23 protein-coding genes and 1 other annotated feature are annotated in these 23,781 nt (G+C 51.4%); of the genes, 17 read left to right on the top strand and 6 right to left on the bottom strand.

The genetic code is table 11. The features are described from left to right. Both KB559_RS06780 and KB559_RS06785 read left to right on the top strand, forming a co-directional pair. On the top strand, positions 1 to 236 hold a 236-nt coding region (locus KB559_RS06780; RefSeq protein WP_211020988.1), incomplete at its 5' end, for an IS3 family transposase. 341 nt (positions 237 to 577) lie between these two features. Then, on the top strand, positions 578 to 1,915 hold the full coding sequence (locus KB559_RS06785) for a DRTGG domain-containing protein (RefSeq protein WP_211020989.1): 1,338 nt from the start codon (positions 578 to 580) through the stop codon (positions 1,913 to 1,915). Positions 1,916 to 1,925: 10 nt separating this feature from the next. Here the strand turns inward: KB559_RS06785 and KB559_RS06790 are convergent, their stop codons facing one another. From KB559_RS06790 to KB559_RS06800, 3 genes are all read right to left on the bottom strand, one after another. Beyond that, positions 1,926 to 2,225 (bottom strand): YtpI family protein, encoded by a 300-nt coding sequence (locus tag KB559_RS06790; protein WP_211020990.1) that lies wholly within the window; start codon positions 2,223 to 2,225, stop codon positions 1,926 to 1,928. Between the two features lie 97 nt (positions 2,226 to 2,322). Beyond that, the gene (locus tag KB559_RS06795) at positions 2,323 to 2,829 is read right to left on the bottom strand and encodes a sporulation membrane protein YtrI (protein WP_211020991.1); all 507 of its coding nucleotides are present in this window, start codon (positions 2,827 to 2,829) and stop codon (positions 2,323 to 2,325) included. Continuing rightward, entirely contained in the window at positions 2,826 to 3,155 is a 330-nt protein-coding gene (locus KB559_RS06800) for a YtrH family sporulation protein (RefSeq protein ID WP_211020992.1), read from the bottom strand. The genes KB559_RS06795 and KB559_RS06800 overlap by 4 nt, the downstream gene beginning before the upstream one ends. A gap of 127 nt (positions 3,156 to 3,282) precedes the next feature. Between KB559_RS06800 and KB559_RS06805 the strand changes: the two genes are divergently transcribed. The 9 genes from KB559_RS06805 to argS all read left to right on the top strand — a co-directional run bounded on the left by KB559_RS06805 (position 3,283) and on the right by argS (position 14,947). Then, positions 3,283 to 6,990, top strand: a complete 3,708-nt coding sequence (locus tag KB559_RS06805; protein WP_211020993.1) for a DNA polymerase III subunit alpha — start codon at positions 3,283 to 3,285, stop codon at positions 6,988 to 6,990. Between the two features lie 457 nt (positions 6,991 to 7,447). Further along, the gene (locus KB559_RS06810; protein WP_211020994.1) at positions 7,448 to 7,936 is read left to right on the top strand and encodes a phosphatidylglycerophosphatase A family protein; all 489 of its coding nucleotides are present in this window, start codon (positions 7,448 to 7,450) and stop codon (positions 7,934 to 7,936) included. A 178-nt stretch (positions 7,937 to 8,114) separates the two neighbouring features. After that, positions 8,115 to 8,303 (top strand): hypothetical protein, encoded by a 189-nt coding sequence (locus KB559_RS06815; protein ID WP_036624401.1) that lies wholly within the window; start codon positions 8,115 to 8,117, stop codon positions 8,301 to 8,303. A gap of 89 nt (positions 8,304 to 8,392) precedes the next feature. Then, positions 8,393 to 9,298, top strand: a complete 906-nt coding sequence (accD, locus tag KB559_RS06820) for an acetyl-CoA carboxylase, carboxyltransferase subunit beta (protein WP_211020995.1) — start codon at positions 8,393 to 8,395, stop codon at positions 9,296 to 9,298. Then, positions 9,288 to 10,310, top strand: coding sequence for an acetyl-CoA carboxylase carboxyltransferase subunit alpha (locus tag KB559_RS06825; RefSeq protein WP_211020996.1), 1,023 nt, complete (start codon positions 9,288 to 9,290; stop codon positions 10,308 to 10,310). Before accD ends, KB559_RS06825 begins: the two co-directional genes overlap by 11 nt. Before the next feature lie 110 nt (positions 10,311 to 10,420). Further along, on the top strand, positions 10,421 to 11,842 hold the full coding sequence (gene pyk, locus KB559_RS06830; RefSeq protein ID WP_211020997.1) for a pyruvate kinase: 1,422 nt from the start codon (positions 10,421 to 10,423) through the stop codon (positions 11,840 to 11,842). A 128-nt stretch (positions 11,843 to 11,970) separates the two neighbouring features. Beyond that, positions 11,971 to 12,393 (top strand): acyl-CoA thioesterase, encoded by a 423-nt coding sequence (locus tag KB559_RS06835; protein ID WP_306434260.1) that lies wholly within the window; start codon positions 11,971 to 11,973, stop codon positions 12,391 to 12,393. An 87-nt stretch (positions 12,394 to 12,480) separates the two neighbouring features. Beyond that, on the top strand, positions 12,481 to 12,873 hold the full coding sequence (locus KB559_RS06840) for an FxsA family protein (protein ID WP_211020998.1): 393 nt from the start codon (positions 12,481 to 12,483) through the stop codon (positions 12,871 to 12,873). Between the two features lie 42 nt (positions 12,874 to 12,915). Continuing rightward, positions 12,916 to 13,154 (top strand) — a binding site (T-box leader). Positions 13,155 to 13,204: 50 nt separating this feature from the next. Continuing rightward, positions 13,205 to 14,947 carry an arginine--tRNA ligase gene (gene argS, locus KB559_RS06845; protein ID WP_211020999.1) on the top strand — a complete coding sequence of 581 codons (1,743 nt, stop codon included), beginning with the start codon at positions 13,205 to 13,207 and terminating at the stop codon, positions 14,945 to 14,947. A gap of 15 nt (positions 14,948 to 14,962) precedes the next feature. Here the strand turns inward: argS and ytvI are convergent, their stop codons facing one another. Beyond that, a complete protein-coding gene (gene ytvI / locus KB559_RS06850; protein WP_211021000.1) occupies positions 14,963 to 16,081 on the bottom strand; it encodes a sporulation integral membrane protein YtvI in 1,119 nt (372 codons plus the stop codon). Positions 16,082 to 16,476: 395 nt separating this feature from the next. On the opposite strand from ytvI, the gene KB559_RS06855 reads away from it, so the two are divergent. From KB559_RS06855 to KB559_RS06870, 4 genes are all read left to right on the top strand, one after another. Continuing rightward, positions 16,477 to 17,589 (top strand): citrate/2-methylcitrate synthase, encoded by a 1,113-nt coding sequence (locus KB559_RS06855; RefSeq protein ID WP_211021001.1) that lies wholly within the window; start codon positions 16,477 to 16,479, stop codon positions 17,587 to 17,589. A gap of 104 nt (positions 17,590 to 17,693) precedes the next feature. After that, the gene (gene icd / locus KB559_RS06860; RefSeq protein WP_211021002.1) at positions 17,694 to 18,989 is read left to right on the top strand and encodes an NADP-dependent isocitrate dehydrogenase; all 1,296 of its coding nucleotides are present in this window, start codon (positions 17,694 to 17,696) and stop codon (positions 18,987 to 18,989) included. A 15-nt stretch (positions 18,990 to 19,004) separates the two neighbouring features. Beyond that, positions 19,005 to 19,946: a malate dehydrogenase gene (mdh, locus tag KB559_RS06865; RefSeq protein WP_211021003.1), complete on the top strand. Its 942-nt coding sequence runs from the start codon at positions 19,005 to 19,007 to the stop codon at positions 19,944 to 19,946. A gap of 138 nt (positions 19,947 to 20,084) precedes the next feature. Beyond that, positions 20,085 to 20,507, top strand: coding sequence for a hypothetical protein (locus KB559_RS06870; protein ID WP_211021491.1), 423 nt, complete (start codon positions 20,085 to 20,087; stop codon positions 20,505 to 20,507). Positions 20,508 to 20,572: 65 nt separating this feature from the next. On the opposite strand, the gene KB559_RS06875 is transcribed toward KB559_RS06870, so the two are convergent. Next, positions 20,573 to 20,911 carry a helix-turn-helix domain-containing protein gene (locus KB559_RS06875; RefSeq protein WP_211021004.1) on the bottom strand — a complete coding sequence of 113 codons (339 nt, stop codon included), beginning with the start codon at positions 20,909 to 20,911 and terminating at the stop codon, positions 20,573 to 20,575. Positions 20,912 to 21,086: 175 nt separating this feature from the next. Between KB559_RS06875 and KB559_RS06880 the strand changes: the two genes are divergently transcribed. Together KB559_RS06880 and KB559_RS06885 are read left to right on the top strand one after the other, a co-directional pair. Next, positions 21,087 to 21,968, top strand: a complete 882-nt coding sequence (locus KB559_RS06880) for a glycosyltransferase family 2 protein (protein ID WP_211021005.1) — start codon at positions 21,087 to 21,089, stop codon at positions 21,966 to 21,968. Between the two features lie 172 nt (positions 21,969 to 22,140). After that, positions 22,141 to 23,010: an SDR family oxidoreductase gene (locus KB559_RS06885; protein ID WP_211021006.1), complete on the top strand. Its 870-nt coding sequence runs from the start codon at positions 22,141 to 22,143 to the stop codon at positions 23,008 to 23,010. Positions 23,011 to 23,140: 130 nt separating this feature from the next. On the opposite strand, the gene yfbR is transcribed toward KB559_RS06885, so the two are convergent. Beyond that, positions 23,141 to 23,761, bottom strand: a complete 621-nt coding sequence (gene yfbR / locus KB559_RS06890; protein WP_211021007.1) for a 5'-deoxynucleotidase — start codon at positions 23,759 to 23,761, stop codon at positions 23,141 to 23,143. Between the last annotated feature and the right edge of the window lie 20 nt (positions 23,762 to 23,781).

A 23,781-nucleotide genomic window follows, 5' to 3' on the forward strand; every position in this document is an offset into this window, starting at 1 on the left:
AGCCAAGCATGAGTCGTAAAGGTAACTGCTATGACAATGCCTGCATCGAGGCGTTTCACAGCATCTTAAAACGCGAATTCATCTACAGCAGGCCAAAGTTCAGGACCAAGGAAGAGGCGCAACAGAAACTGTATCGTTACATTGAGTTCTTTTACAACCGCAAGCGCTCAAATAGCACAATTGGTTACATGTCACCGGTGCGCTTTGAACAGATGTACTACCAATTTACAGCTTAAGGGTGTCCACTTTGTTGACAGAAGAGCAGTTTTACAGTTATTTCGTAGTAAGAGCAACTTTGTCCTGAAATACCTGTAGGTTTTACAGCTATTTAAAATCGCATGGTAAGATTCGCAGGGGGAGACTCGTAAAAGGGATATCTACAAAATTAGATTCGCAAAATAAGCTCCACAAAGGAAAATCCGCGACTCCCCTCGCCTCTCCAACCGCAAGCTACCATCACACGTGCAAAACACTGCTGCTCCGGGAGTTTTCGCTCACGGAATGTCCGTTTTTATTTAATTCCAAAACGTGTATAATGAATACAGAATAGTACAGATTTAGATGGGGGGTATAACAGTTGCAGGGACATGAGGAGAGCGTCACAAAACACGAGCAGCTGCTGCAACACATCGAGAGTCTCAAGATCGGAACGAAAATATCGGTGCGCAAATTGGCCAAAAGCTTAGGTGTCAGCGAAGGGACGGCGTATCGTGCCGTCAAGGAAGCGGAGAATCTGGGAATCGTCATCACCAAGGAGCGGATCGGTACGGTTCGCGTGGAAAAGAAGCCGCGGAACATTTCGGATCAGCTGACGTTCGGCGATGTGGTAGAGATCGTGGAAGGGCATGTGCTCGGCGGAGCGGACGGGCTTGACAAGACGCTGCATAAATATGTCATCGGTGCTATGAAGATCGAGGCCATGGCCCGGTACATTGACGCAGGCAGTCTCCTTCTCGTCGGCAACCGGGAGAACGCTCATTCTCTAGCTCTGGAACAGGGGGCGGGCGTGCTGATCACCGGCGGTTTCGGGACAAGCCGGGACGTCAAAACGCTGGCGGACCGGTTATCCCTTCCGATTATTTCCTCCCGTCATGATACGTTTACGGTAGCCTCGATGATCAACCGGGCGATTTTCGACCGTCTCATCAAGAAAAAAATCATGCTGGTGGAAGATATCGTGGTGAGCAAGCCGAAGGTAAATATGCTTAAGGTGAACAGTAATATTTCCGATTTCGATCAGCTCTCGATCGAGACCGGGTATCAGCACTTTCCGGTCGTTGACGAGTGGAATCGCGTCATCGGCATCGTCAGCCGTAAGGATGTCGAGGAATTGAGCGGAGATCAAAGCATTGAGAAATGTCTGATCCGTCATCCGATTACGGTCGGACTGCAGACTTCACTCGCTTCGGCGGCACAAATAATGGTATGGGAAGGAATCGACTTCTTGCCGGTGGTGGACCGCAACCGAAAACTGATCTCGTCGGTGACCCGCCGGGAAGTGCTGCAGGCGATGCGGGACGCCCGGAACCAGCCGCAGTTGGGGGAAACGTTCGAGCATTTGATGTGGAACGGGTTTGCGGAGGAACGGGATGAAAGCGGAAGGTTGTTCTTCCATGGGGTTATTACACCGCAGATGGCAACCGATATCGGGACAATCTCTCATGGGGTTCTGACATCGTTAATGACCCAAGCGGGATTAAGCGCGGCGAAAGATGCCAGCGGCGGCGGGGATTATGTCGTCGATAATCTGACGACTTACTTTGTGCGTCCGGTTCAAATCGAGAATTCGATCGTCATCAATCCGGTATTGTTGGAGATGAGCCGCAGAGCCTGCAAACTGGAGATCGTCATGACGTATCAGGACCATTTGGTGTCCAAAGCCGTCATGACGCTGCAATCGATCGACCATTCCTAACCAGCCGGTCCTACTCGGGGCTTTGGCGGGAAATGATGCCTAGGTTACGGATTCCGGCGAATATATTAAACGCGCCGATCACCATAAACAAGGCCCCAACCACAACGCGTACCGTCGAGCCGCTGAACATGAACATCTGGATCAATGCCAGCACGATGAGCATGAAGCCCATACTGATGTTCATTTTGGCTTGCGACAGTCCGCGGGTCCGAGGATCCAGAGAGCGGCGGGACTTTAAGCTGAAGACAATCGAACAGACGCTGGAGACGATCAATGCGGCGTACAGGACGTACAATAAACCTTCGATCATGGGAAGAGTCACTGCTCCTTTTTAAAAATAATAGTTAAAGAAAATTCAACCTAAGGTCACAGCTTGTCTGTGATCTTTTTCATTGTAGCATGAAAACTCAGCTCCGCACATAGGGCCGGATATCGACCCACACTTGCAATACGCCCTCGCTTACCAGCATCGTTTTTACCTGAATTGCGTATTCCTTGTCACGGACGGCATAGATCTTCCTGTTTAATAGGGTCCGCGCCATTTTGGCGTCGGAGTCGATTTCAAAAATACTCCGTCCGCGCAGCACCTCCAGCTCCTCATGCAGCTGCTGCACGACCTCCTTGACCGCCAGCGTGTCCAGAGGGGGATCCCTCTCTTCCACGCGTACCTGAATCTCCTTGATGACGGTGGAGCGCTTGTGGTATTTTTTCAGCGTTTTATTGTCTTCTTCCGCCTGATAGAGCTGGATTTGCAGATCCTTATTCTCAACCCAGAGCTTGTTGTAGCTTGTCTGGAAGACGATATTGAAGGTGATGCTGCCTGCGACCATACCGAGCAGGAATACGGCAGTCAATTGCAAAAACCGTTTGAAGCCTTTTAGTGTCGGCGGCGTCGGCAGATTCCGTTCATTCATCCCCGGTTTCCTCCACACATCCATCTAACCAGTTCGGCCCCCATATGAGCGCCCATGAAGGCGAACAAGAGATACAGAATTTGCTTGATGGCCGGAGACAGGTTTCCGTCGAAAAAGTTGCTTTCGATGACCCTCATAGGATCAATGGTTCCGCCTACCGCGGCGGCGAGGGCCCAGATTTTGATCCGCCCCGCGATATCAAGCATGGTATGGGTCGGCGGCTGCATGGATACGATCGCACCGAGTCCGCCCACCATCGCTCCCCCGACGACGATGCCGAAGGCCACGAAAAAGTCCATGACAGCTTTGGTCAAAAATGTGCTCATAACCGGTGAACTCCCCTTTCCAGGACTGCGCTTGTCCTCTCCATACCATTCTATGGGCGCAATTCCGCAATGTATGATAAAATATTTAAAAAGGGAACAAATGTTTTGATTGAAAGGAAGGTTACGGATGGAAAGCTTCGTTCATTTACATGTACATAGTGAATACAGTCTCCTTGACGGCGCAGCCCGGCTGGAGGAGCTGGTCGCCAAAGCGGCCGGGTTTGGCATGAAATCGCTGGCACTGACCGATCACGGTGTGATGTACGGGGCCATTCCTTTTTATAAATTATGCAAGGCGCACGGCATCAAGCCCATCATAGGCTGTGAGATGTACTTTACCGCGGCGTCGCGGAAGGAAAGGGGAAGCCGGAAGGATCAGCCGATCCATCATTTGATCCTGCTTGCCAAGAATGAAACCGGCTATCAGAATCTGATGCGCCTCTGCTCGATCGGTCATCTGGAGGGATTCCATTACAAGCCTCGGATCGACTGGGAGGTACTCGAGCGCCATAAAGAAGGGCTGGTCTGCCTCAGTGCCTGTCTTGGCGGAGAAGTGCCGCAGCACCTGCTGAACGGCCGTATGGAAGAGGCGAAGCGCGCTGCGCTCCGGTACAGGGAGGCGTTCGGGGAAGATTTTTATCTGGAGCTTCAAGACCATGGAATGGCCGAGCAGAAAAAGGTGAATACGCTGCTGGTCGATTTGGCCAAGGAAACCGGAATTTCCCTCGTGGCTACGAATGATGTGCATTATCTCGGAGAGAGCGATGCCGAGGTCCAGGATGTGCTCATCTGCATCGGGACGGGCAAATCGGTGGATGACGAAGACCGATTCAAAATCGGAACGAACCAGCTATATTTGAAAAGCGGGGAGCAAATGGCGGCGCTGTTTCCGCATCTTCCGGAAGCGATCGCGAACACAGCGGAAATTGCCGATAAATGTCGGTTGGAGCTGGAATTCGGCCGTCATATTTTGCCGGCATTCCGTCCTATTCCCGATGGGATGACTCCCGAGAGCTATCTGGCATCGCTTTGTGAACAGGGGCTGGCCGAGCGTTACGGGCATCTGGAGGAATGGCGGGAGGAGGCCGAAAAGGCCAAACTGAAGGAACGGCTTGATTATGAACTTAAAGTTATCGCGAGTATGGGTTTTTCCGATTATTTCCTCATCGTTTGGGATTTCATCGCCTATGCGCATCGTCATGATATAGCCACCGGGCCCGGGCGGGGATCCTCCGCAGGCAGCCTTGTCGCGTATGTATTGCATATTACGAATGTAGACCCGATGAAATACAAGCTTTTGTTTGAACGGTTTCTTAACCCGGAGCGGATCACAATGCCGGATATCGATATCGATTTCAGCGACGAGCGGCGGGATGAAGTCATCGCCTATGTGGCGGACAAATACGGACCGGAGCATGTCGCGCAGATCATTACCTTCGGTACGATGGCCGCGCGGGCGGCTGTCCGTGATGTGGGCCGGGCCTTGAACGTACCTTTCGGCGAGGTGGATAAGGTCGCCAAGCTGATTCCCGGGAATATGGGGATGACGATCGAACGGGCTATCAAGGAAAGCCCCGATTTGAAGCAGCTTTACGATTCGCAGAACCGGGTCAAAGGATTGCTGGATATGGCGCGCAAGGTAGAGGGGATGCCTCGGCACGCCTCTACGCATGCCGCCGGGGTGGTCATCTCGCGAGATCCGCTTACGGACGCCGTACCGCTTCAGACGGGCAGCGAAGGTACGGCCTTAACCCAGTATTCCATGGAAAATCTGGAGGCGGTCGGGCTGCTGAAAATGGATTTCCTGGGTCTTCGCACCCTCTCCATTATTGAGCGCTGTATGCGTTGGATCGGGGAACAGACCGGACAAACGCCCGATTTTCGCCTCATTGCCGACGATGATCCGCTGACCTATGAAATGCTCGGGCATGGCGAGACGACCGGGGTGTTCCAGTTGGAGTCCGCCGGCTGCCGCCGGGTTCTCCGCGATCTCAAGCCGTCGGTGTTCGAGGATGTCATTTCGGTCGTGGCGCTGTACCGTCCGGGACCCATGGATTTTATCCCGAAATTTATTTCGGCTAAACACGGCCAGACGACCGTGGACTATCCTCATCCGGACCTGGAGCCAATTCTAAAGGATACTTATGGCATCATCGTTTATCAGGAACAGATCATGCAAATTGCATCGCGTATGGCCGGTTTCTCCCTCGGGGAAGCGGATTTGCTTCGGAGAGCCGTTTCGAAAAAGAAACGCGAAGTGCTGGATGAGCAAAGAGAGCACTTCGTAGCCGGCAGCATCAAGCAGGGATACCGCGAGGAGGATGCTAACGCGGTATACGATATGATCGTACGCTTCGCTAACTATGGCTTCCCGCGCGCCCATGCTGCCGCGTATGGGGTGCTGGCCTTTCAAACGGCTTATTTGAAGGCCCATTATCCGGTGCATTTCATGGCATCGATGCTGACGGCCGTCATGGGCAGTCATCGCAAGGTGGCTGAATATATCGTCGAATGCCGTCGTATGGGCATTACCGTGCTTCCGCCCGATGTCAATGAGAGCCGCGTGCTGTTTACACCGCAAGCTGAGGCGGGCATCGGCTTTGGTACGGCATCTCTGGAGGTTCAATCTTCTTCTGACTTGGAAGGAACGGCTGCACCTTCACTCGGCGTGATCCGATTCGGGCTGGCCGCGATCAAGAACGTCGGGACCCAGGCGATGGAAAGCATTCTGCAGGAACGCGAGGAGCGTCCTTTCGACAGTTTGCTCGATTTTTGCCGCCGTGTCGATTTGCGCGTGTGTAACAAGCGCGTGATCGAATCCCTTATCCAGGCCGGAGCGTTTGACGGATTGCCCGGCCACCGGGCGCAACTTCTGGCGATGCTGGACGAGACGGTCGAAGCGGCTATGAAATGGCGTAAAGAGCGGGAGGACCTGCAGATTCAGCTGTTTGATTTCGTGGAGACACCGAATTGGGATATCGAATATCCCGACATTCCTAAGTTTTCCGGTACCCAGCAATTGGAGCTGGAAAGAGAATTGCTCGGACTTTATTTGTCGGGCCACCCGCTGGACGATTACGATGAGCTATTGGAACAGGAAGGCACCGACCGGCTGATGGATTTGGCCGAAGCTCCGGACGACAGTAAAGCTATCGTTGCGGGGATGGTCGTTTCGGTGAAGGCGATTACGACCAAGCAAGGAAAAGCGATGGCCTTCATGGAGCTTGAGGATCAGATCGAGCGCTGCGAGGTCGTGCTGTTCCCTGAAGTGTGGCGGCGCTGCTCGCCGCACGTCGGCAAGGGCGCTCTGCTAGCATTGCGCGCCACCGTCCAGCAGCAGGACGAAGGCTTCAAGCTGCTGGCCGACGAGGTGGCGCCGCTCAGCGCGCAGAGCCTTGCGCAGCTGAAGCGCGGCCTGGCTGCGCGCTCGGGCCGCGCAGCGGCCGGGACGCCGCCGGGCGCCGCCGCCAAAGGCGCCCGCAGCGCCGGCGCAGCTGCGCCTAGCGCGGCGCCAACGCCAGCGCCGCCTGCACCCGCGGCGGCGCAGCCCCGGCCCGCGGACGACGCCGCAGGCGCGGCGGGCGGCCGCGAGCGCAAGACGCCTGCGGAGCAGCGCGTCTTCGTCAAGATCACGGCGGCGGCGGAGAACGCCCGCCTGCTGGAGCAGCTCAAGTCGCTGCTCGAGCTGCACCACGGTCCGGTAGGTACCGTGCTGTTTTACGAGAGCACCGGCAAGCTGCTCGCCTTGAATGAACGGTACAGCATCAAGCCGTCGCCGGAGCTGTTCCGGCAAATGGAACAGCTGCTCGGACCGGATACGGTAAAAGTGAAGTAAGCGGCGGCGGCCGGGATCCTTAAATCCCGGCAAGAAAGATTGAAGCTTTTAATTAGAAGGAATCCTCTCCATACGGACAAATAGTTAAAATGTCCACCTAAAAGTGGACATAAGGGTCATCCTGACGATCTTTGGAGTAAATCACTATCTAGTTAGTGATAAGACTCACAGTTACTATATGTAGAATTTTGAGACGAAGCAGAGATTCTTTCATCTATGGAGTTTTGTCCAATATTTGAAAGACATTTTCATAGTTCGTCCACCTATCAAAGACAATCCTTGATTTCGATCGCTGGTTTTTAATGAACATTTTACCATCCCTTTGCATACACTTAGGAACACGATGGACATAAAACCCCAGTAACTAAGTTCGGAGAAATGCGGCTCGGACAGATGCTTACACGCTGCTGCGACCGAAGTGCCGGGGAGTGTTTATCGCTATCCGGGAGGGATGCTCATGTCATATGAAATCGCGGTGGAGCAGCTGCAAAGACGGGGAGTCCGGCTGGAGGAAATCGCCGAAATCGTGTATGCTCTGCAAATCCCCTATCATGATGGTCTGGAGATGGAGCAGTGCATGGACAGTGTTAAAGCCGTGCTGCGTAAGCGCGAGGTACAGTACACCTTATTTACGGGTATCGCATTGGATGAGTTAGCGGAGAAAAAGCTGCTGCCCGAGCCGCTTCAATCGATTCTTGAGGCGGATGAGCCGTTATATGGAGTGGACGAAACGATGGCGCTGGGCATAACGAGCGTATTCGGAATGATCGGACTTACCAGCTTTGGTTATTTGGACAAGGAAAAGCCGGAAATTATCGGGATGCTTAATAACAAAGGGGATAGTATCCATGTTTTTCTCGATGATTTGGTAGCCGGTCTCGCTGCTGCCGCTTCGGCAAGAATTGCCCACAGGGACAGCAACGCAGCTACTTACCCTTCCGATTGATGCGGCCTATGCCGGAAAGCGTCTGAATACAGGAATTCCATTTTCTAGCGGAACTGCCGCGGTCAAGGCCTCCCTGACACTTTCTCCTTTGTTGCGGTATTTTTGAAAATTATGTTATCATAGCTCTATTATATAGGCTCAAAGATAAGGTCAGGAGTTGGGGGGCTTAGAAAAGGACATGTGGACTGTAATGTACATTGCGCCTACCGCAAAAGTTGCGGATATGATCAAGACGAAACTCACCGAAGAAGGCTTTCTTGTCCAAACACGTCCTGTTAATTTATCCAAACAACAGTTTGAAATTTTAGTTCCGTCTGGTGAACTGGAAGAAGTTCAGGAAGTTCTTAATTCGATATTGCATCCTTAGAGGCAAGGAAATAGGCCGGCTTATCGAAGCTATATTTCCTTGTCTTGCTGTGATGCGGCCAATAAATTAACGGCTGAAGAGGTGTAGTAGTGTTTAAAGACTTGTTTCAGAAAAAAAGAAAATACGCGACCATTCCTTCAGAACGTTTGGGGAACGATCTCAGTTCGCAGCCGGGGGACCGGCCGAAGCGTGAAATTCCGGAAGGTCTGATGAATAAGTGCAGCCGCTGCGGCACCATACAATACAGCAAAGAATTGGAAAAGAATCTTAAAGTGTGTCCTTCTTGCGGACATCATATGCGGCTGAACGCTTTGGAACGGATTCGCATGACTATGGATGAAGGAAGCTTTTTGGAATACGACGAGGACTTGGTTTCCGTCGACCCCTTGAATTTTCCGGGGTATGCCAGCAAGCTGGAGCAGCAAAAACTCAAATCCGGACTGCGCGAAGCGGTGGTCACCGGAGAGGGGACGATCGGCGGCTTTCCGGCCGTCGTGGCCGTGATGAGCTTTGACTTTTTCACCGGCAGCATGGGTTCCGTCGTCGGAGAGAAAATTACCCGTGCGATCGAAGCGGCCACGGAGAAGCGTCTCCCGATGATTATATTCTCTACTTCGGGCGGAGCGCGGATGCAAGAGAGTATATTAAGTCTGATGCAAATGGCTAAGACGAGCGCGGCCCTGGCCCGCTTGGACGAGCAGGGCGGCCTTTATATCTCGGTCATTACGGACCCGACTACAGGGGGCGTCTCGGCCAGTTTTGCTATGCTTGGCGACGTAATTATCGCCGAGCCGGGAGCGGTCTTCGGGTTTGCCGGCCGGATCGTTATCGAACAGACGATTCGCCAGAAGCTGCCCGATGATTTCCAGACGGCCGAATTCAATTTGCAGCATGGTCAACTGGATATGGTTGTCCACCGCAAAGAACTGAGAGCCACGCTGTCACAATTGCTAGATTTGCACGGAGTGAAGGGAGGAGCAGCCAATGGCGGGTGAATTGCCTTTTGAATCGCCTCTCGTGAAACTCCGCGAGAAGATACAGGAACTGGAGCAGTTCGGCAATGAAAAAGGGATCGATTTCAGCGAGGAAATCGCCCGGTTGGAAGAGCGATATAAGCAGCTGGAGCAGGAAATTTACAGCAATATCTCGCCTTCGCAAAAAATGCATTTGGCCCGGCACCATCAACGTCCGACTTCGCTCGATCTGATCTCTCTTATTTTCGAAGATTTCATCGAGCTGCACGGCGACCGGCTCTTCGGAGACGATCTTGCCGTTGTCGGCGGATTGGCCAAGCTGAGCGGTGTGCCGGTGACGGTGCTAGGTCAGCAGCGGGGCAAGGATACGAAGGACAATATTGCCCGCTTCTTCGGCAGCGCGCATCCGGAAGGCTTCCGTAAAGCGTTGCGTCTGATGCATCAGGCGGATAAATTCGGCCGTCCGATCATTACCTTCATTGATACGAAGGGAGCTTATCCGGGCATCACGGCGGAGGAGAGAGGGCAGTCGGAAGCGATTGCGCGCAACTTGCTGGAAATGGCCAGACTGCGCGTGCCCGTCATCTGTGTGGTTATCGGGGAAGGCGGCAGCGGCGGGGCACTCGCGCTTGGCGTCGGCAACCGGGTCCTAATGCTGGAAAACGCGATTTACTCGGCGATTTCTCCGAACGGAGCGGCTTCGATTCTTTGGAAGGATGCTTCCAAAGCGGACCAAGCGGCTGAGGCAATGAGAATTACCGCTCAGGATCTTCTGGAAATGGAAGTGATCGAGGAGATCGTACCGGAGCCGAAAGGCGGCGCTCACCGGGATTATGAGACTACGGCATCGGCGATCAAGGACGCGCTAATCCGACATTTGGAAGAGCTTACCGTAATGAACCCGGACGAGCTGGTAGAAGACCGTTACCGCAAATTCCGCAAAATCGGTGAGTTCGCCGAAGGAACGCCAAAAGAGAATCCCGTACAGGTGGAAGAATCCATTATAGATTCGTCCCTAGTGGGTAATGACTAGGTAGACTGTTACAATATGAGAAACTTCCTATACAAAACGGGTATTTTGTAGTAAATTTAGTTGTTGGAAAAGATGTATAGAGAGAACTTAATAAACGGAGGAAACCCAAAATGCGCAAAACAAAAATCGTCTGTACTATCGGTCCTTCAAGCGAATCGTTAGACAACACCAAGAAACTGATCATGGCCGGGATGAATGTCGCTCGCCTGAACTTCTCCCATGGAGATTTTGAGGAGCATGGCAACCGGATCAAAACGATCCGCCAAGCGAGCGAAGAGCTGGGGAAATCAATCGCCATACTGCTGGACACAAAAGGTCCTGAAATCCGCACCGGCAAATTGAAGGAAGAACCGATTGAGCTTGAGCAAGATGAGTTCATCACGCTGACTACAGAAGAAATTCTCGGCGACAAAGACCGCCTCTCCATCACATACAAAGAATTGCCTGGAGACGTGGAAGTGGGTTCGACCATTCTGATCGACGACGGTTTGATCGGTTTGACTGTAGTGGATATTCAAGGAACGGAAATCAAGTGCCGCATCGTCAACGGCGGTACGATCAAGAGCAAGAAGGGCGTAAACGTACCCGGCGTAAACATTTCCCTGCCAGGCATCACAGAGAAAGATGCTAACGATATCAAATTCGGGATCGAACAAGGCGTCGATTTCATTGCGGCTTCCTTCGTTCGTAAAGCCAGCGACGTGCTCGAAATTCGCGAGCTGCTGGAAAGTCATAATGCAACTCATATCCAAATCATCTCCAAAATCGAGAACCAGCAAGGTGTCGATAACCTGGATGAAATTTTGGAAGTGTCCGACGGTCTGATGGTAGCGCGCGGTGACCTTGGCGTGGAAATTCCAGCTGAAGACGTGCCTCTCGCGCAAAAACGCATGATCGAAAAATGTAACCGCGCTGGCAAGCCTGTAATCACAGCTACTCAAATGCTGGATTCCATGCAGCGCAACCCAAGACCTACACGCGCTGAGGCGAGTGACGTAGCGAACGCGATCTTCGACGGTACAGATGCTATCATGCTGTCCGGAGAAACAGCTGCAGGGAAATATCCTGTAGAATCCGTTCTGACGATGTCCCGCATCGCAGAAAAAGCGGAATCCGCTTTGGAATATCGTGAAATTTTCATTAAACAAAGCAATGCACAACAAACAACGGTTACCGAAGCGATCAGCCAAGCGGTTGCTAACTCCGCTCTGGAGTTGAATGCCAAAGCGATCATCACTTCGACCGAAACCGGCTATACGGCTCGTATGGTATCGAAATACCGTCCAAAAGCCCCAATCATCGCCGTAACTACCGTTGACCAAACTTGCCGCCGTCTTGCCCTTAATTGGGGTGTGACACCGGTGAAGGGTCAAGTAGCTACTTCCACCGATGAGATGTTTGATAACGCCATGAAGGGCGGACTGGACTCCGGCCTCGTTAAAGAAGGCGACCTCGTTGTTATTACAGCGGGTATTCCGCTGGGCCGTTCCGGCTCGACGAATTTGGTTAAAATCGGCCAAGTCCGTAAATAATAGTAACCATATACTTGAAAGCAATGGGACGTCCGGAAACGGTCATTCCATTGCTTTTTTGATATATTAAGAACTATGGATTCATAATGCGCTGAAAAGCGGATATTCTCGGCAAAAGGGGCGTAATCATGATGTATATCAGTGAATTGGAAATCAAGCCTAAATATTTTGAATTCGATATGATGGGGATTATTTATCATGCTCATTATCTGGGATGGTTTGAAGCCGGCCGGACCAAGCTGATCGAGGATTTGGGCTTCAATTATATCCATATGGAACAGGCTGGCTATATTTCACCCGTGCAGGAAATGCGGATCGAGTACAAGAAAGGCATCCGTTACGGAGACGAAGTCCTGTTAAAGACATGGATCAGAAATAACGGCGGGGTAAAGACCGAATACGGTTATGAAGTCTGGAACGGGGAGGGGGAGTTGTGTGTCGAAGGCGTCTCCACTCACTATGTAGTCCGGCGAGAGGATTTTAAACCGGTCCAGTTTAAAAAGGTTTTCCCTGATTGGTATGCGGCTTTTGAGGAAGCGAGTAAATTTTGATTCTGCTAAACCAAAACGGTACAATACTCTTAGAATCGATTGTCGGCATCATAAAGTAGATATGCTGCAAGAAAAAGGAGTTATTATATGCGTAAATGGATAGCCGTTTTGATTGTTGTGGTCCCGATCGTTGAATTTTGGGGTTATGTGGAAGTTGCGGAAAGACTGGGCGTAGGCAAAACGATCTTCTTGACATTGGCCACATCGGTTATCGGCGGCTTAATGATGCAGTTTGAAGGGCGAAAAGTGCTTGCGGATGCGAAGGCGCAGATGAACGGCAGGCAGATTCCGGGTAAGACTATGATTGAGGGAATGTGCGTATTCGGCGGAGGAATTTTGCTGCTGATTCCGGGTTTCGTGACCGATATCATCGGATTTACAATGGTCTTTCCGTTGACTCGGCCGCTATATCGGCTATTGCTAATGAAGTGGATCGGCAAAAAAATCAAGGACGGCTCGATCACTTTTTTCCGGCGTTGACTTTTCTTTGATTTTGCTATATATTAAGTTCCAATTATTTTCTTAATATCTGTGAACGGGATAGTATGTTGCGTGAATCCATGACAGCGAGCCGGAAGGGTGGAAGCCGGTATGGAGGCCGCGAAGGAATCGGACCCGGGAGATGGTTTGCCGAATTGAAGCCGGTATTGGGCGGCTTAACGTAGGCAAATCCGGTGGTTGGCCGTTATCCTACAGAGTGGCTGATGCAAGTTTCAGCACTTAGAGTGGTACCGCGGGAATTTCAAGCTCTCGTCTCTTATTTGAGACGGGGGCTTTTTGTATTTTAACAATTGGAAGGAGCGTCGCTGTAATGGAGTTTTTCAAAAAGACGATTGCCGCAAAATTGTCCCCTTTGCTGGACGGAATTTCTGAGGAAGAGGTGCTCGCGTTGCTGGAGTACCCGCCGGATAACACGATGGGCGACATTTCGCTGCCTTGTTTCAAATTGAGCAAACGTCTCCGCAAGTCCCCAGCGGCCATTGCGGATGAACTGGAGGCCGGTATTCAGGGAAGGGATGAGAAGCCCGGTGAAATAGCCCGGACCTCCTCGGTGTCGGGGTACTTGAACTTTTATTTGGATCCGGCAGTTATTGGAGACCAAGTTATTAGCGGAATTTTGTCCTCCGGGGATCGTTATGGCTCGCAAAACATCGGAAAGGGAAAAACGATTGTTATCGATTTTTCTTCTCCCAATATCGCAAAGCCATTTCATGTCGGACATCTTCGGTCCACGGTGATCGGAAACGCGCTCTATCACATATTTTCGTTTCTGGGATATACCTGCATCGGGGTCAATCATCTCGGCGACTGGGGTACCCAGTTCGGCAAGCTCATCACGGCTTATCGGATGTGGGGAGATCCGAAAAGGCTGGAGGAGGGGGCCATCGATGAACTTCTGAGTCTGTATGTTCGTTTTCATGAGGAGGCCGATAAGAATCCCGGACTGGATGACGAAGCAAGATCGTGGTTCACGAAAATAGAGCAGGGCAATCCGGAGGCGTTAAAGATTTGGCGTGAATTCGTGGAACTTAGCCTGGCCGAATTCGAAAAAATTTACGATCTGCTCGGCATTCGGTTTGATCACGTCACCGGGGAGAGCTTTTATAATGACAAACTGGAGCCCGTCATCCGCGAACTGAAGCAAAAGGAGCTGCTTGAAGAAGACGGAGGAGCCTGGCTGGTCAGGCTGGAGGATTATGATATGGCCCCCGCGCTGATGCTGAAACAGGATGGCAGCTCGCTTTACCATACGCGGGATGTAGCGGCGGCTTTGTACAGGAAGAGTGCCTATCAATTTCATAAGGCTGTTTATGTTACGGATTACTCGCAGAGTCTGCATTTCCGCCAGTGGTTTAAAGTTGTGGAATTGATGGGCTACGAGTGGGCGGAGGACTTGGTCCACGTTCCATTCGGACGTGTAAGCCTGGAAGGGGCAAGCCTGTCGACGAGAAAGGGAAATGTCGTCAAGCTGGAGAATCTTTTGCACCAGGCTGTTTCGAAGATCAGGGATATTATTGAACAGAAGAACCCCGGGCTGAAGAGCAAGGAAGAAGTGGCAAGACAGGTCGGCGTCGGCGCGGTCATTTTCAATGATTTGAGCGCGAACCGGATCAAGGATATCGTGTTCTCCTGGGAGGATGCGCTCAGCTTTGAAGGAGAGACCGGGCCTTATGTTCAGTATACCTATGCGAGAGCCTGCAGTGTGCTGCGGAAAGCGGTGGGGGAAGCGGGGCGGAAGACGGCTGCGGCGCCGGGCCAATTCTTAGATTTTAATTCTTCGCTTGTCACCGGGGAAGCCGAGTTTGCTCTTGTCAAGCAACTGTCTCTTTTTACCGAGAGAGTCGAGCAAGCCGCAACCAAAATGGAACCGTCCATGGTCACCCGTTATCTCGTGGATACGGCCCAGGCTTTTAACCGGTTTTATCATGATTGTCCGATATTAGTCGAAGACTCCGATTTACGCACGGCAAGGCTTGCTTTGGTGGAAGGGGTGCGAATTACGCTTCGAAACGGACTCAAGCTGATCGGGCTGCAGGCTCCCGAAGAGATGTAGGTCTATCGTACACGATTAACGCAGCCTTCCGTTTACGATGTAGTTGCGCAGGTCGCGAAGTACGCCCGCACGAACGATTGCCCCAAAAACAACGAAAGAAACCGGGCCGATAATCAGTCCGAGCACTCCGAACAGCTTCAGGCCGACGAACATGGAGATCAGGGTGGGCAAAGGATCGAGCCCGACGCTGCTGGCCAGTACTTTAGGCTCGATCAATTGCCTTGCCACCAGGATGATGCCATACAGAATGGACAATCCGATGCCGAAGCCCGTGTCGCCCGACATATAGGCATACACCAGCCAGGGAACCATCACCGTTCCGACGCCAAGATAAGGAAGCAGGTCCACAAAGCCGATCAGGATCGCGTAGGTGAAAGCCGAATCCACGCGCAGAATGAGCAGTCCGATTAGAACGATAACTGCGGTAATCGATATCATGATGAATTGGGCGCGAAGATACCCGAAGAGCGCTTTTTGCAGGTCTTTCCATACCTCGCTTCCGGTTTTTCGGAACGGGGAAGGAACTAGGCCGACAAGAAAAGTCATGTTTCTTTCCCAATTTTTACTGATAAAAAAAGTCGCCAGCAGGATGACGATCAGAATGACACCCAAATTCGGCAGCGAGGTGAGCAGGTTCACGATCCCGCTTAGAAACCCGCTGAGGAGGCGTGAAATAGCGGAGCTTATCGTTGATGTAGTGTTGTCGATATTTTTGTTGATCGTATTTTCATAGCCGGGATTGCTTGCGATAAAACTGTTGATCTCATTAATAATATTTTGAATTCCCTCGCTCTGGCTCCATTCGACGAACCAGCCTCTCCATTCCTCTATGTGGAGGTCCAGCGACTCGGCCAAGGTAATCAGTTCTTTTACAAGCCGGGTAACGGCCGCGGAGAGAACGATGCCGGCACTGCCGAAATATAGAAGCAGCGAGGCGGTAACAGCCAGCCATCGAGGCAACTTTGCCGCGGACTGGAGCCAGCGGACGAGCGGATTCATGGCGTAGGCGATCAGCCAGGCGATCAGGAACGGATAAATTAACGGCAACAGCCAATAGAATAGAGCGGTCAGCGCGATCAGCACGATACATACCCAACTGCCGCGCAGCAGGCGCTTTGTCATCACATGATCCAAACGACATCCCTCTTTTCCGGACAGGTCCTCTTCTACCCTATTACTTAGCCTATTTTTATATTCCGGAAACAAGGATCACGGTTACCTCTCTCAAAAAAATATTACTATATATACACAAATTGGAATTTGGTATGTGACAATTGTCGTTGCTAACGAAAACGATTACAAAAAATTATTTATATACGTGATAAAACAATTTGATGCAGATGTCCGCGTTGAACGTGTTCCTTTGATCTCTAAAATCCAGTATGATTATTTTGCAGGCCATAAATGTTTCATTTTTTTGTCATTACGGGCTACGTATTGCGCAGCTCTGAAAATTTTAAACTTTTAAATTGAAAATGTTTTCATTGGCTTGTTTGGCTCATATTTCGGTTCCAAAGGAGAGATGTATTATGACAGCTACCAAAGGCCTCGAAGGTATTGTGGCAGCTACTTCATCGATCAGTTCCATCCACGACGGGGTTCTCGCTTATCGCGGGATTAACATTGACGACCTGGCGGAACGTGCGAGCTACGAAGAGACTGCTTATTTGCTTTGGTACGGCAAGCTGCCTTCCAAAAACCAATTGGCAACCCTGCAGGAGCAGCTAAGCGATTATGCTCCGGTTCCTGAAGCGGTACTAGAGCAAATGAAGTTGTATCCAAAAGACGCCAACACGATGGCTGTCCTGCGTACGGCGGTGTCGGCTCTTGCTTTGTATGATGAGCTTGCTAACGACAATACCCGGGAAAGCAATCAGAAAAAGGCGATCAAGCTGCAAGCCCAACTGCCTACATTGATAGCCGCCTTTGCCCGGATCCGCGAAGGGAATGAGCCGGTCGCTCCGCTGAAAGGCGTATCCATCGCTCATAATTTCCTTTACATGCTGTCCGGCCAAGAACCGGACCCGGTTGCCGTTCACGCACTGGATCAAGCACTCGTACTGCATGCGGATCATGAACTGAACGCATCCACCTTCTCGGCTCGTGTTACGATCGCTACGTTGTCGGACATCTATTCCGGCGTGACCTCCGCAATCGGAACGCTGAAAGGGCCGCTTCACGGGGGAGCTAACGAAGCCGTCAGCCGGATGCTGAGCGAAATCGGCACCCTGGATAAGGCTGAGCCTTACATTCAGAGCAAACTCGCAAACAAGGAGAAAATCATGGGCTTCGGCCACCGCGTTTATAAGAACGGGGATCCGCGGGCGAAGCACCTTCAAAAAATGTCCCGCCAGCTCGGGCTGATGAAGGGAGACACCACGCTTTATGACATCTCGGTCAAAGTGGAAGAGCTCGTTACCGGCCAAAAGGGACTGAAGCCGAACGTCGACTTTTATTCCGCTTCGGTTTATACGATGCTGGGCATTCCGATGGATCTGTTTACTCCGATTTTTGCGATCAGCCGCCTTTCCGGATGGACCGCGCATATTCTGGAGCAGCTGGACGACAACCGCATTATCCGCCCGCGCGCGGAATATACGGGAGCGACCAATCAGCAGTACATTCCGATCGATCTTAGATAAACACTTGGTCAACCCGGGTAACCGGGTTGCCATTTATGTTAAAATGAATACCGTAACGAGAAATTTGAGCTACGCCAAATTATTATGAGGAGGAAACCATAGACATGTTGCAATTAGAAAAGTTCAGCCTTCCTACCGAAGGGGAAAAAATCGTTATCGAGAACGGCAAGCTGCAAGTACCTAACAATCCGATCATTCCTTTTATCGAGGGTGACGGCACAGGCCGTGATATTTGGAAAGCTTCCAAACGCGTACTGGATGCTGCGGTCGACAAAGCATATGGCGGCGAGAAAAGCATCGCCTGGTACGAGGTATTCGCGGGAGAGAAGGCCTTCAATACATACGGTGAATGGCTTCCGGCGGATACGCTGACTGCTATCCGCGAGTATATTGTGGCTATCAAAGGACCTCTTACAACACCGATCGGCGGCGGTATCCGCTCCCTGAACGTGGCGCTGCGCCAAGAGCTTGATCTGTACGTATGTCTTCGTCCGGTACGTTACTTCGACGGCGTACCATCTCCGGTTAAGCGTCCTGAGCTTGTGGACATGGTCATTTTCCGGGAGAATACGGAAGATATTTATGCCGGAATCGAATACAAAGAAGGCTCCGAAGAAGTGAAGAAGGTGCTTCAATTCCTTCAAAACGAAATGGGCGTCAATAAAATCCGTTTCCCTGAAACGTCCGGAATCGGCATCAAGCCGGTATCGGCAGAAGGTTCGAAACGTCTGGTCCGCGCTGCTGTCGAATATGCGATCAAGCACGGCCGTAAGAGCGTGACGCTGGTTCACAAAGGCAACATCATGAAGTTTACCGAGGGTGCGTTCAAAAACTGGGGTTACGAAGTGGCTGAAGCCGAGTTCGGCGATAAAGTGTTCACTTGGGCACAGTACGACCGGATCAAGGAAGAGTCCGGCACCGATGCGGCTAACCAGGCTCAGAAGGAAGCTCAGGATGCAGGCAAGATCATCATCAAGGATGCGATTGCCGATATCGCGCTGCAACAAGTGCTGACGCGTCCGACCGACTTCGACGTAATCGCAACATTGAACTTGAACGGCGACTACTTGTCCGACGCTTTGGCGGCTCAAGTCGGCGGGATCGGTATCGCGCCTGGAGCGAATATCAACTATGTGACGGGTCATGCGATTTTCGAAGCGACGCACGGTACGGCTCCTAAATACGCAGATCTCGACGTAGTAAATCCGGGTTCGGTTATCTTGTCCGGCGTAATGCTTCTTGAGCACTTGGGCTGGAATGAAGCGGCTGACCTCATTTATAAAGGCCTGGAGACCTCCATCAACAACAAAACGGTAACCTACGACTTCGCCCGCCTGATGGAAGGCGCAACCGAAGTGAAATGTTCCGAATTCGCGGATCAGGTCATTAAGAATATGTAGGAGGTCCTGTTTAACGTGGCCATTCAACGCAAAAAAATTACGGTTGTCGGCGCCGGCTTTACCGGCGCGACGACCGCGCTGATGCTGGCGCAAAAAGAACTCGGCGATGTCGTATTGCTCGATATTCCGCAACTGGAGAACCCGACCAAGGGGAAGGCGCTCGACATGCTTGAAGCGAGTCCGGTTCAAGGGTTTGACAGCAACATTATCGGCACTTCTTCTTATGAGGACGCTGCCGGTTCCGACATCGTCATCATAACAGCCGGCATCGCGCGCAAGCCGGGTATGAGCCGGGATGATCTTGTGAATACGAATGCGGGTATTGTGGCTTCCGTTTGCGAAAACGTGAAGAAATATTGCCCGGATTCCATTGTCCTCATCCTGAGCAATCCGGTCGATGCGATGACCTATGCGGCTTATAAGGCGCTGGGCTTCCTGAAAAATCGCGTCATCGGCCAGTCGGGCGTGCTCGACACCGCGCGGTATTGTACGTTTATTGCCCAAGAGCTTGGCGTTTCCGTTGAAGACGTGCGCGGCTTCGTGCTCGGCGGACACGGTGACGACATGGTTCCGCTCGTCCGGTATTCCAGTGTCGGCGGCATTCCGATCGACACGCTTATTTCGCAGGAGCGGATCGAGGCTATCGTGCAGCGTACGCGCGTCGGCGGCGGCGAAATTGTGAGCCTGCTGGGCAACGGCAGCGCTTATTATGCTCCGGCTGCCTCGCTCGTGCAAATGACGGAAGCGATCCTGAAGGACAAGAAACGGATTCTGCCCGTCATTGCTCTGCTGGAAGGCGAATATGGCTACGACGGATTGTTCATGGGCGTACCGGCTCTCCTGGGCGGCGAAGGCATCGAGAGAGTATTCGAGCTGGAGCTAACGGCGGAAGAAAAATCGGCCTTGGACAAATCGGCGGTATCCGTTCGCAACGTAATTGCGAGCATTAAAGGCTAACCATGTCGGAAATGTGAACATATGAAAATGAGGAACCCTTCCGGAATGGTAGGGTTCCTTTCTTTTGAGGTAAACAATGGGTATAATAGATTATAATAAATCTAATTGACTGAGAAAGGGTGGTGTGATATGGAAACGATGTTTGTGATTATGTTGTTCTTGCATATCGTAGGGGCATTGGCACTGGGCTTTTACCTGATTTTGCCGATCGTATTCAGTAAAGTGACCAAATTGACTCCGGCTGCGCAGGAAGGCACGGTATCTGCCGTAAAGACACTGAATACATACGCTCAGATCGGACTGGTTATCCAATTGCTGACTGGCGGATATTTGATGACCAAGGGCGAATATTCGACGGCTTGGATGGTTATCGTTGTGATTCTTTTTCTCGCAATCGGCGCATTCAGCGGCATTATGGGCAAACCTCTTCGCCAAGCTTTGGAGGGAATTCGCTCCAATAAAGGAATTGCAGAAGTCGCAGGTAAACTCCGTATGTTCGGTACGCTTTTGTGCGTATGCGTTTTGTTAATTTCGTTCTTCATGGTTTACAGAGTAATTTAATCTGGATATATTGCAATTGCAAAAGCCTGCCGGTAATCCGGCAGGCTTTTTTGTGTGCATAGCGATTATGATGGATCCATATCGTCCAGGTGGGCAAACATCAATTTGATGACGTCCAGCGCAAGCTGTTTTTCTTTAGGCGACCGGCTCAGCATAATTTGCCGGATTTGATTCATAAACCGGTCATCGGTGATCTCAATCGAATCATGCAGCAAATAATCAACGGTTACCCCAAGTTGGTTCGCCAGCTTGACCAGAGTTTCCAAAGACAGGCTCCGCTCGCCACGCTCGATTTGTCCTATGTATGCGTCGGAAACCTCGACTTTTTCAGCGAGTTTTTCCTGGGTCCAATTCATTTTATGCCGTTCCTGCCGCAATCTTCTGCCTAGAGCATCGTAGTCCATAACACCCCTCCTGTATTTACCATAGTTAGTATGAGAGGTAAAGATAATAAACTATCAGTTTTGTTTTTGTTTACTGAAAGCATGAAATGGGTTATTATGGAATCCAGAAGCAGTTATACTAACTCATCCTAATGTCGCGCATAATTTATGATTTCCGACCCTAAGGAGAATTATCATGCCTTCCCAAGCCCAGGTATCAATCATTATCACGGTCAAAAATAGCGGAGTAGATCTCCTCATGACGATGGAATCGCTAAAGGTTTCTATGACCTCGTTACGTTATGAAGTGATCATTGTAAACGAAGGCTCTGTTGACGGATGCTGCGATTTTTTGATGAATTACAATTTCCCCCGGCCTATCAAGCTCCTAAAAGGCCAGCCCGGTCTTCCTTCGCGCAATCTGGCTGCCGCTCACGCCTCAGGAGACTATCTGATCTTTTGCAGCCCCCGACTTTATTTCGAAGATCATTGGATGGAATCGCTGCTGGAACCAGTAATCCTTGGAGAAGCGGACTGCGTTTCGCCCGAAGTGGAACTTCACGAAACTTCCCGGATTGAGCCCGAGTATCGCTACGAAGGAGCGCTGCTTCAGTCGCTCCAAGTTTTTTCGGAGAACAAAGCGCTTGGCGAAATACCTTGGTTATCTAGGGAATGTTTTGCCGTCGGTCACGCCAGATTTCAGGAGATCGGAGGAATGGAGGAAGGATTTCTTGGCAAAGAGCTGGAGACGGCCGAGTTTTCCCTCCGGCTCTGGTTGCTTGGAGGAAGCTGCCGGTTCGTTTCCGGAGTTTCGTTAAAGGTGGTCTATCGGCAAAATTATCCTTGCGACGACAGCGGCAGCAGATGGGGGGAAGACCTGCTGAATATCGCTTATCTTCACTTCACCAGTACGCGAATCGAGCGTTGCAGAGAGCTGGTTTCCCGGATCTTTGGACCGGCAATATTACAAAATGAAAGCGAAATTTTGGAGCGGACGGCCTTGTCCAGAAGTAAATACGAAGAGAGACGAATTCGGGATGACTCCGCGTTTTTTCAGCATTTTGACATATCAGCTTAAAGTCTGTGAATGTTTGGCTTTTTCCTTCCGGTGGTAAGTTAGTTCTTGAGTGGGAATAATCCATTTGTATGATTCCTGTCTGTATATGCTTTGGCATAAGCTTAAGCATGCTGGCTTATCCTAAGACGTGCAGATGATCATGGACTACTAGACAGTGGAAGGAGAATGAATCATGTCAGGAAATGGACAAGGTAAACAAACAATGCCTCCACAGCATCAGAACCAGCAGCCCGGAATAGAATCGGAAATGCATCCACGCCCCGAATATGAAGGGGTTTATCTGGCCGCAGGGAAATTGCGGAACAAGGTCGCGCTGATTACCGGGGCCGACAGCGGAATCGGGCGTGCGGTTGCCTTGGCTTATGCCAAGGAAGGCGCCGATATCGCGATTGTATATTTAAATGAACATGAGGATGCCAATAAAACAAAGTCGGAGATTGAGCAGGAAGGGCGTAAATGTCTGCTGATTCCAGGCGACGTCGGCGACGAGAGTTTTGCCGGACAAGCTGTGAAACAGACGGTGGAAACGCTCGGCGGCCTCGATATTCTGATCAATAACGCGGCCGAGCAGCATCCGCAGAAAGGCATCGAGGATATTACCTCGGACCAGCTGGAGCGGACGTTCCGCACGAACATCTTTTCGATGTTTTATTTTGTGAAGGCCGCGCTACCGCACTTGAAGAAAGGCAGCGCCATTATTAATACGGCATCGGTTACCGCCTATAAGGGAAATCCGACCTTGATCGATTATTCTTCGACCAAGGGGGCGATTGTCAGCTTCACACGCGCGCTCTCGATGAACATCGTCGGCAAGACGGGGATCCGCGTCAATGCGGTAGCTCCCGGTCCGATCTGGACGCCGCTCATTCCGTCCACGTTTGACGCCGAGCAAGTGTCCAAGTTCGGCGGAGACACGCCGATGCAGCGCCCGGGTCAACCGGAAGAGCTGGCTGCAGCCTATGTATATCTGGGCTCGGACGATTCCTCCTATATGAGCGGTCAAGTGCTTCATATCAATGGCGGCGAAATCGTAAATGGCTAGTAAGCTATAAGGAAAACCTCAACAGGCCTGTCTTCGAAATTAAATTCGAAGACAAGGCCTGTTTTTTGATTAACCTTATAATTCGTAATGATCTGCTTCGTCGTGGAAAGATGACTTTTTGAACAACCTCTTATAATGCCGAGGAAGGTCCATCCTCTGACAACTCATCCAGCGTCATTTCGAAGCTGGGAGCGAAATGCTCCAGGAAATAAGCGGTCTCAGGCAGATTCAAGCGATCCAGCTTATCCAGAAGCTGCTGCTTGGCGACGGCGAATTCGCGGTTGCCGGCAGTCAGCTCCCAAGCGCATTTCAAGTAGGCATCCAGCGTGTCGGCAGCCTTCACCATCTTCATTAATTCCGCATCTCCCGATGGTCCGGAGTGATCTCCCGGGGAGAGAAGCGGGGCGTACGTTTCCTGCAAGGCGGGAGGGACCATGGATAAGAGCCGTTCCGCAGCGATGCCCTCCATTTCCCGGAAATTGGACAGCAGCTTCGGATTGTGGTGCTTGACGGGTGTGGGAATATCTCCGGTGAACACCTCGGTCGCATCGTGAAACAAGGCCAGGGTGGCCGCACGTTCTGCATTCAGATGGCGTCCGAACATTCCGTTTCCGATTTCGCACAGGAGATGCGCGAGCAGGGCAACATGGAAGGAATGCTCCGCCACGTTTTCGGGAGCGGTGCTTCGCATCAGGCTCCAGCGCCGGATGGAACGAAGGCGATACATATAAGCGGAAAAATGGTAGCTCATCAGTGAGAAACCTCTCTTTT

This window comes from Paenibacillus sp. Marseille-P2973 (assembly GCF_018101095.1).
GTDB lineage: Bacteria > Bacillota > Bacilli > Paenibacillales > Paenibacillaceae > Fontibacillus > Fontibacillus vini.

What these genes read in the sequence shown, in the direction of transcription:
- KB559_RS06870 (WP_211021491.1), top strand. Translation starts at nt 20,085, where the DNA reads ATGTTTGTGATTATGTTGTTCTTGCATATCGTAGGGGCATTGGCACTG.
- KB559_RS06800 (WP_211020992.1), bottom strand. Translation starts at nt 3,155, where the DNA reads ATGAGCACATTTTTGACCAAAGCTGTCATGGACTTTTTCGTGGCCTTC.
- KB559_RS06805 (WP_211020993.1), top strand. Translation starts at nt 3,283, where the DNA reads ATGGAAAGCTTCGTTCATTTACATGTACATAGTGAATACAGTCTCCTT.
- KB559_RS06835 (WP_306434260.1), top strand. Translation starts at nt 11,971, where the DNA reads ATGATGTATATCAGTGAATTGGAAATCAAGCCTAAATATTTTGAATTC.
- KB559_RS06810 (WP_211020994.1), top strand. Translation starts at nt 7,448, where the DNA reads ATGTCATATGAAATCGCGGTGGAGCAGCTGCAAAGACGGGGAGTCCGG.
- KB559_RS06885 (WP_211021006.1), top strand. Translation starts at nt 22,141, where the DNA reads ATGTCAGGAAATGGACAAGGTAAACAAACAATGCCTCCACAGCATCAG.
- KB559_RS06855 (WP_211021001.1), top strand. Translation starts at nt 16,477, where the DNA reads ATGACAGCTACCAAAGGCCTCGAAGGTATTGTGGCAGCTACTTCATCG.
- KB559_RS06790 (WP_211020990.1), bottom strand. Translation starts at nt 2,225, where the DNA reads ATGATCGAAGGTTTATTGTACGTCCTGTACGCCGCATTGATCGTCTCC.
- yfbR (WP_211021007.1), bottom strand. Translation starts at nt 23,761, where the DNA reads ATGAGCTACCATTTTTCCGCTTATATGTATCGCCTTCGTTCCATCCGG.
- KB559_RS06815 (WP_036624401.1), top strand. Translation starts at nt 8,115, where the DNA reads ATGTGGACTGTAATGTACATTGCGCCTACCGCAAAAGTTGCGGATATG.
- KB559_RS06795 (WP_211020991.1), bottom strand. Translation starts at nt 2,829, where the DNA reads ATGAATGAACGGAATCTGCCGACGCCGCCGACACTAAAAGGCTTCAAA.
- KB559_RS06875 (WP_211021004.1), bottom strand. Translation starts at nt 20,911, where the DNA reads ATGGACTACGATGCTCTAGGCAGAAGATTGCGGCAGGAACGGCATAAA.
- argS (WP_211020999.1), top strand. Translation starts at nt 13,205, where the DNA reads ATGGAGTTTTTCAAAAAGACGATTGCCGCAAAATTGTCCCCTTTGCTG.
- KB559_RS06825 (WP_211020996.1), top strand. Translation starts at nt 9,288, where the DNA reads ATGGCGGGTGAATTGCCTTTTGAATCGCCTCTCGTGAAACTCCGCGAG.
- pyk (WP_211020997.1), top strand. Translation starts at nt 10,421, where the DNA reads ATGCGCAAAACAAAAATCGTCTGTACTATCGGTCCTTCAAGCGAATCG.
- KB559_RS06840 (WP_211020998.1), top strand. Translation starts at nt 12,481, where the DNA reads ATGCGTAAATGGATAGCCGTTTTGATTGTTGTGGTCCCGATCGTTGAA.
- icd (WP_211021002.1), top strand. Translation starts at nt 17,694, where the DNA reads ATGTTGCAATTAGAAAAGTTCAGCCTTCCTACCGAAGGGGAAAAAATC.
- KB559_RS06880 (WP_211021005.1), top strand. Translation starts at nt 21,087, where the DNA reads ATGCCTTCCCAAGCCCAGGTATCAATCATTATCACGGTCAAAAATAGC.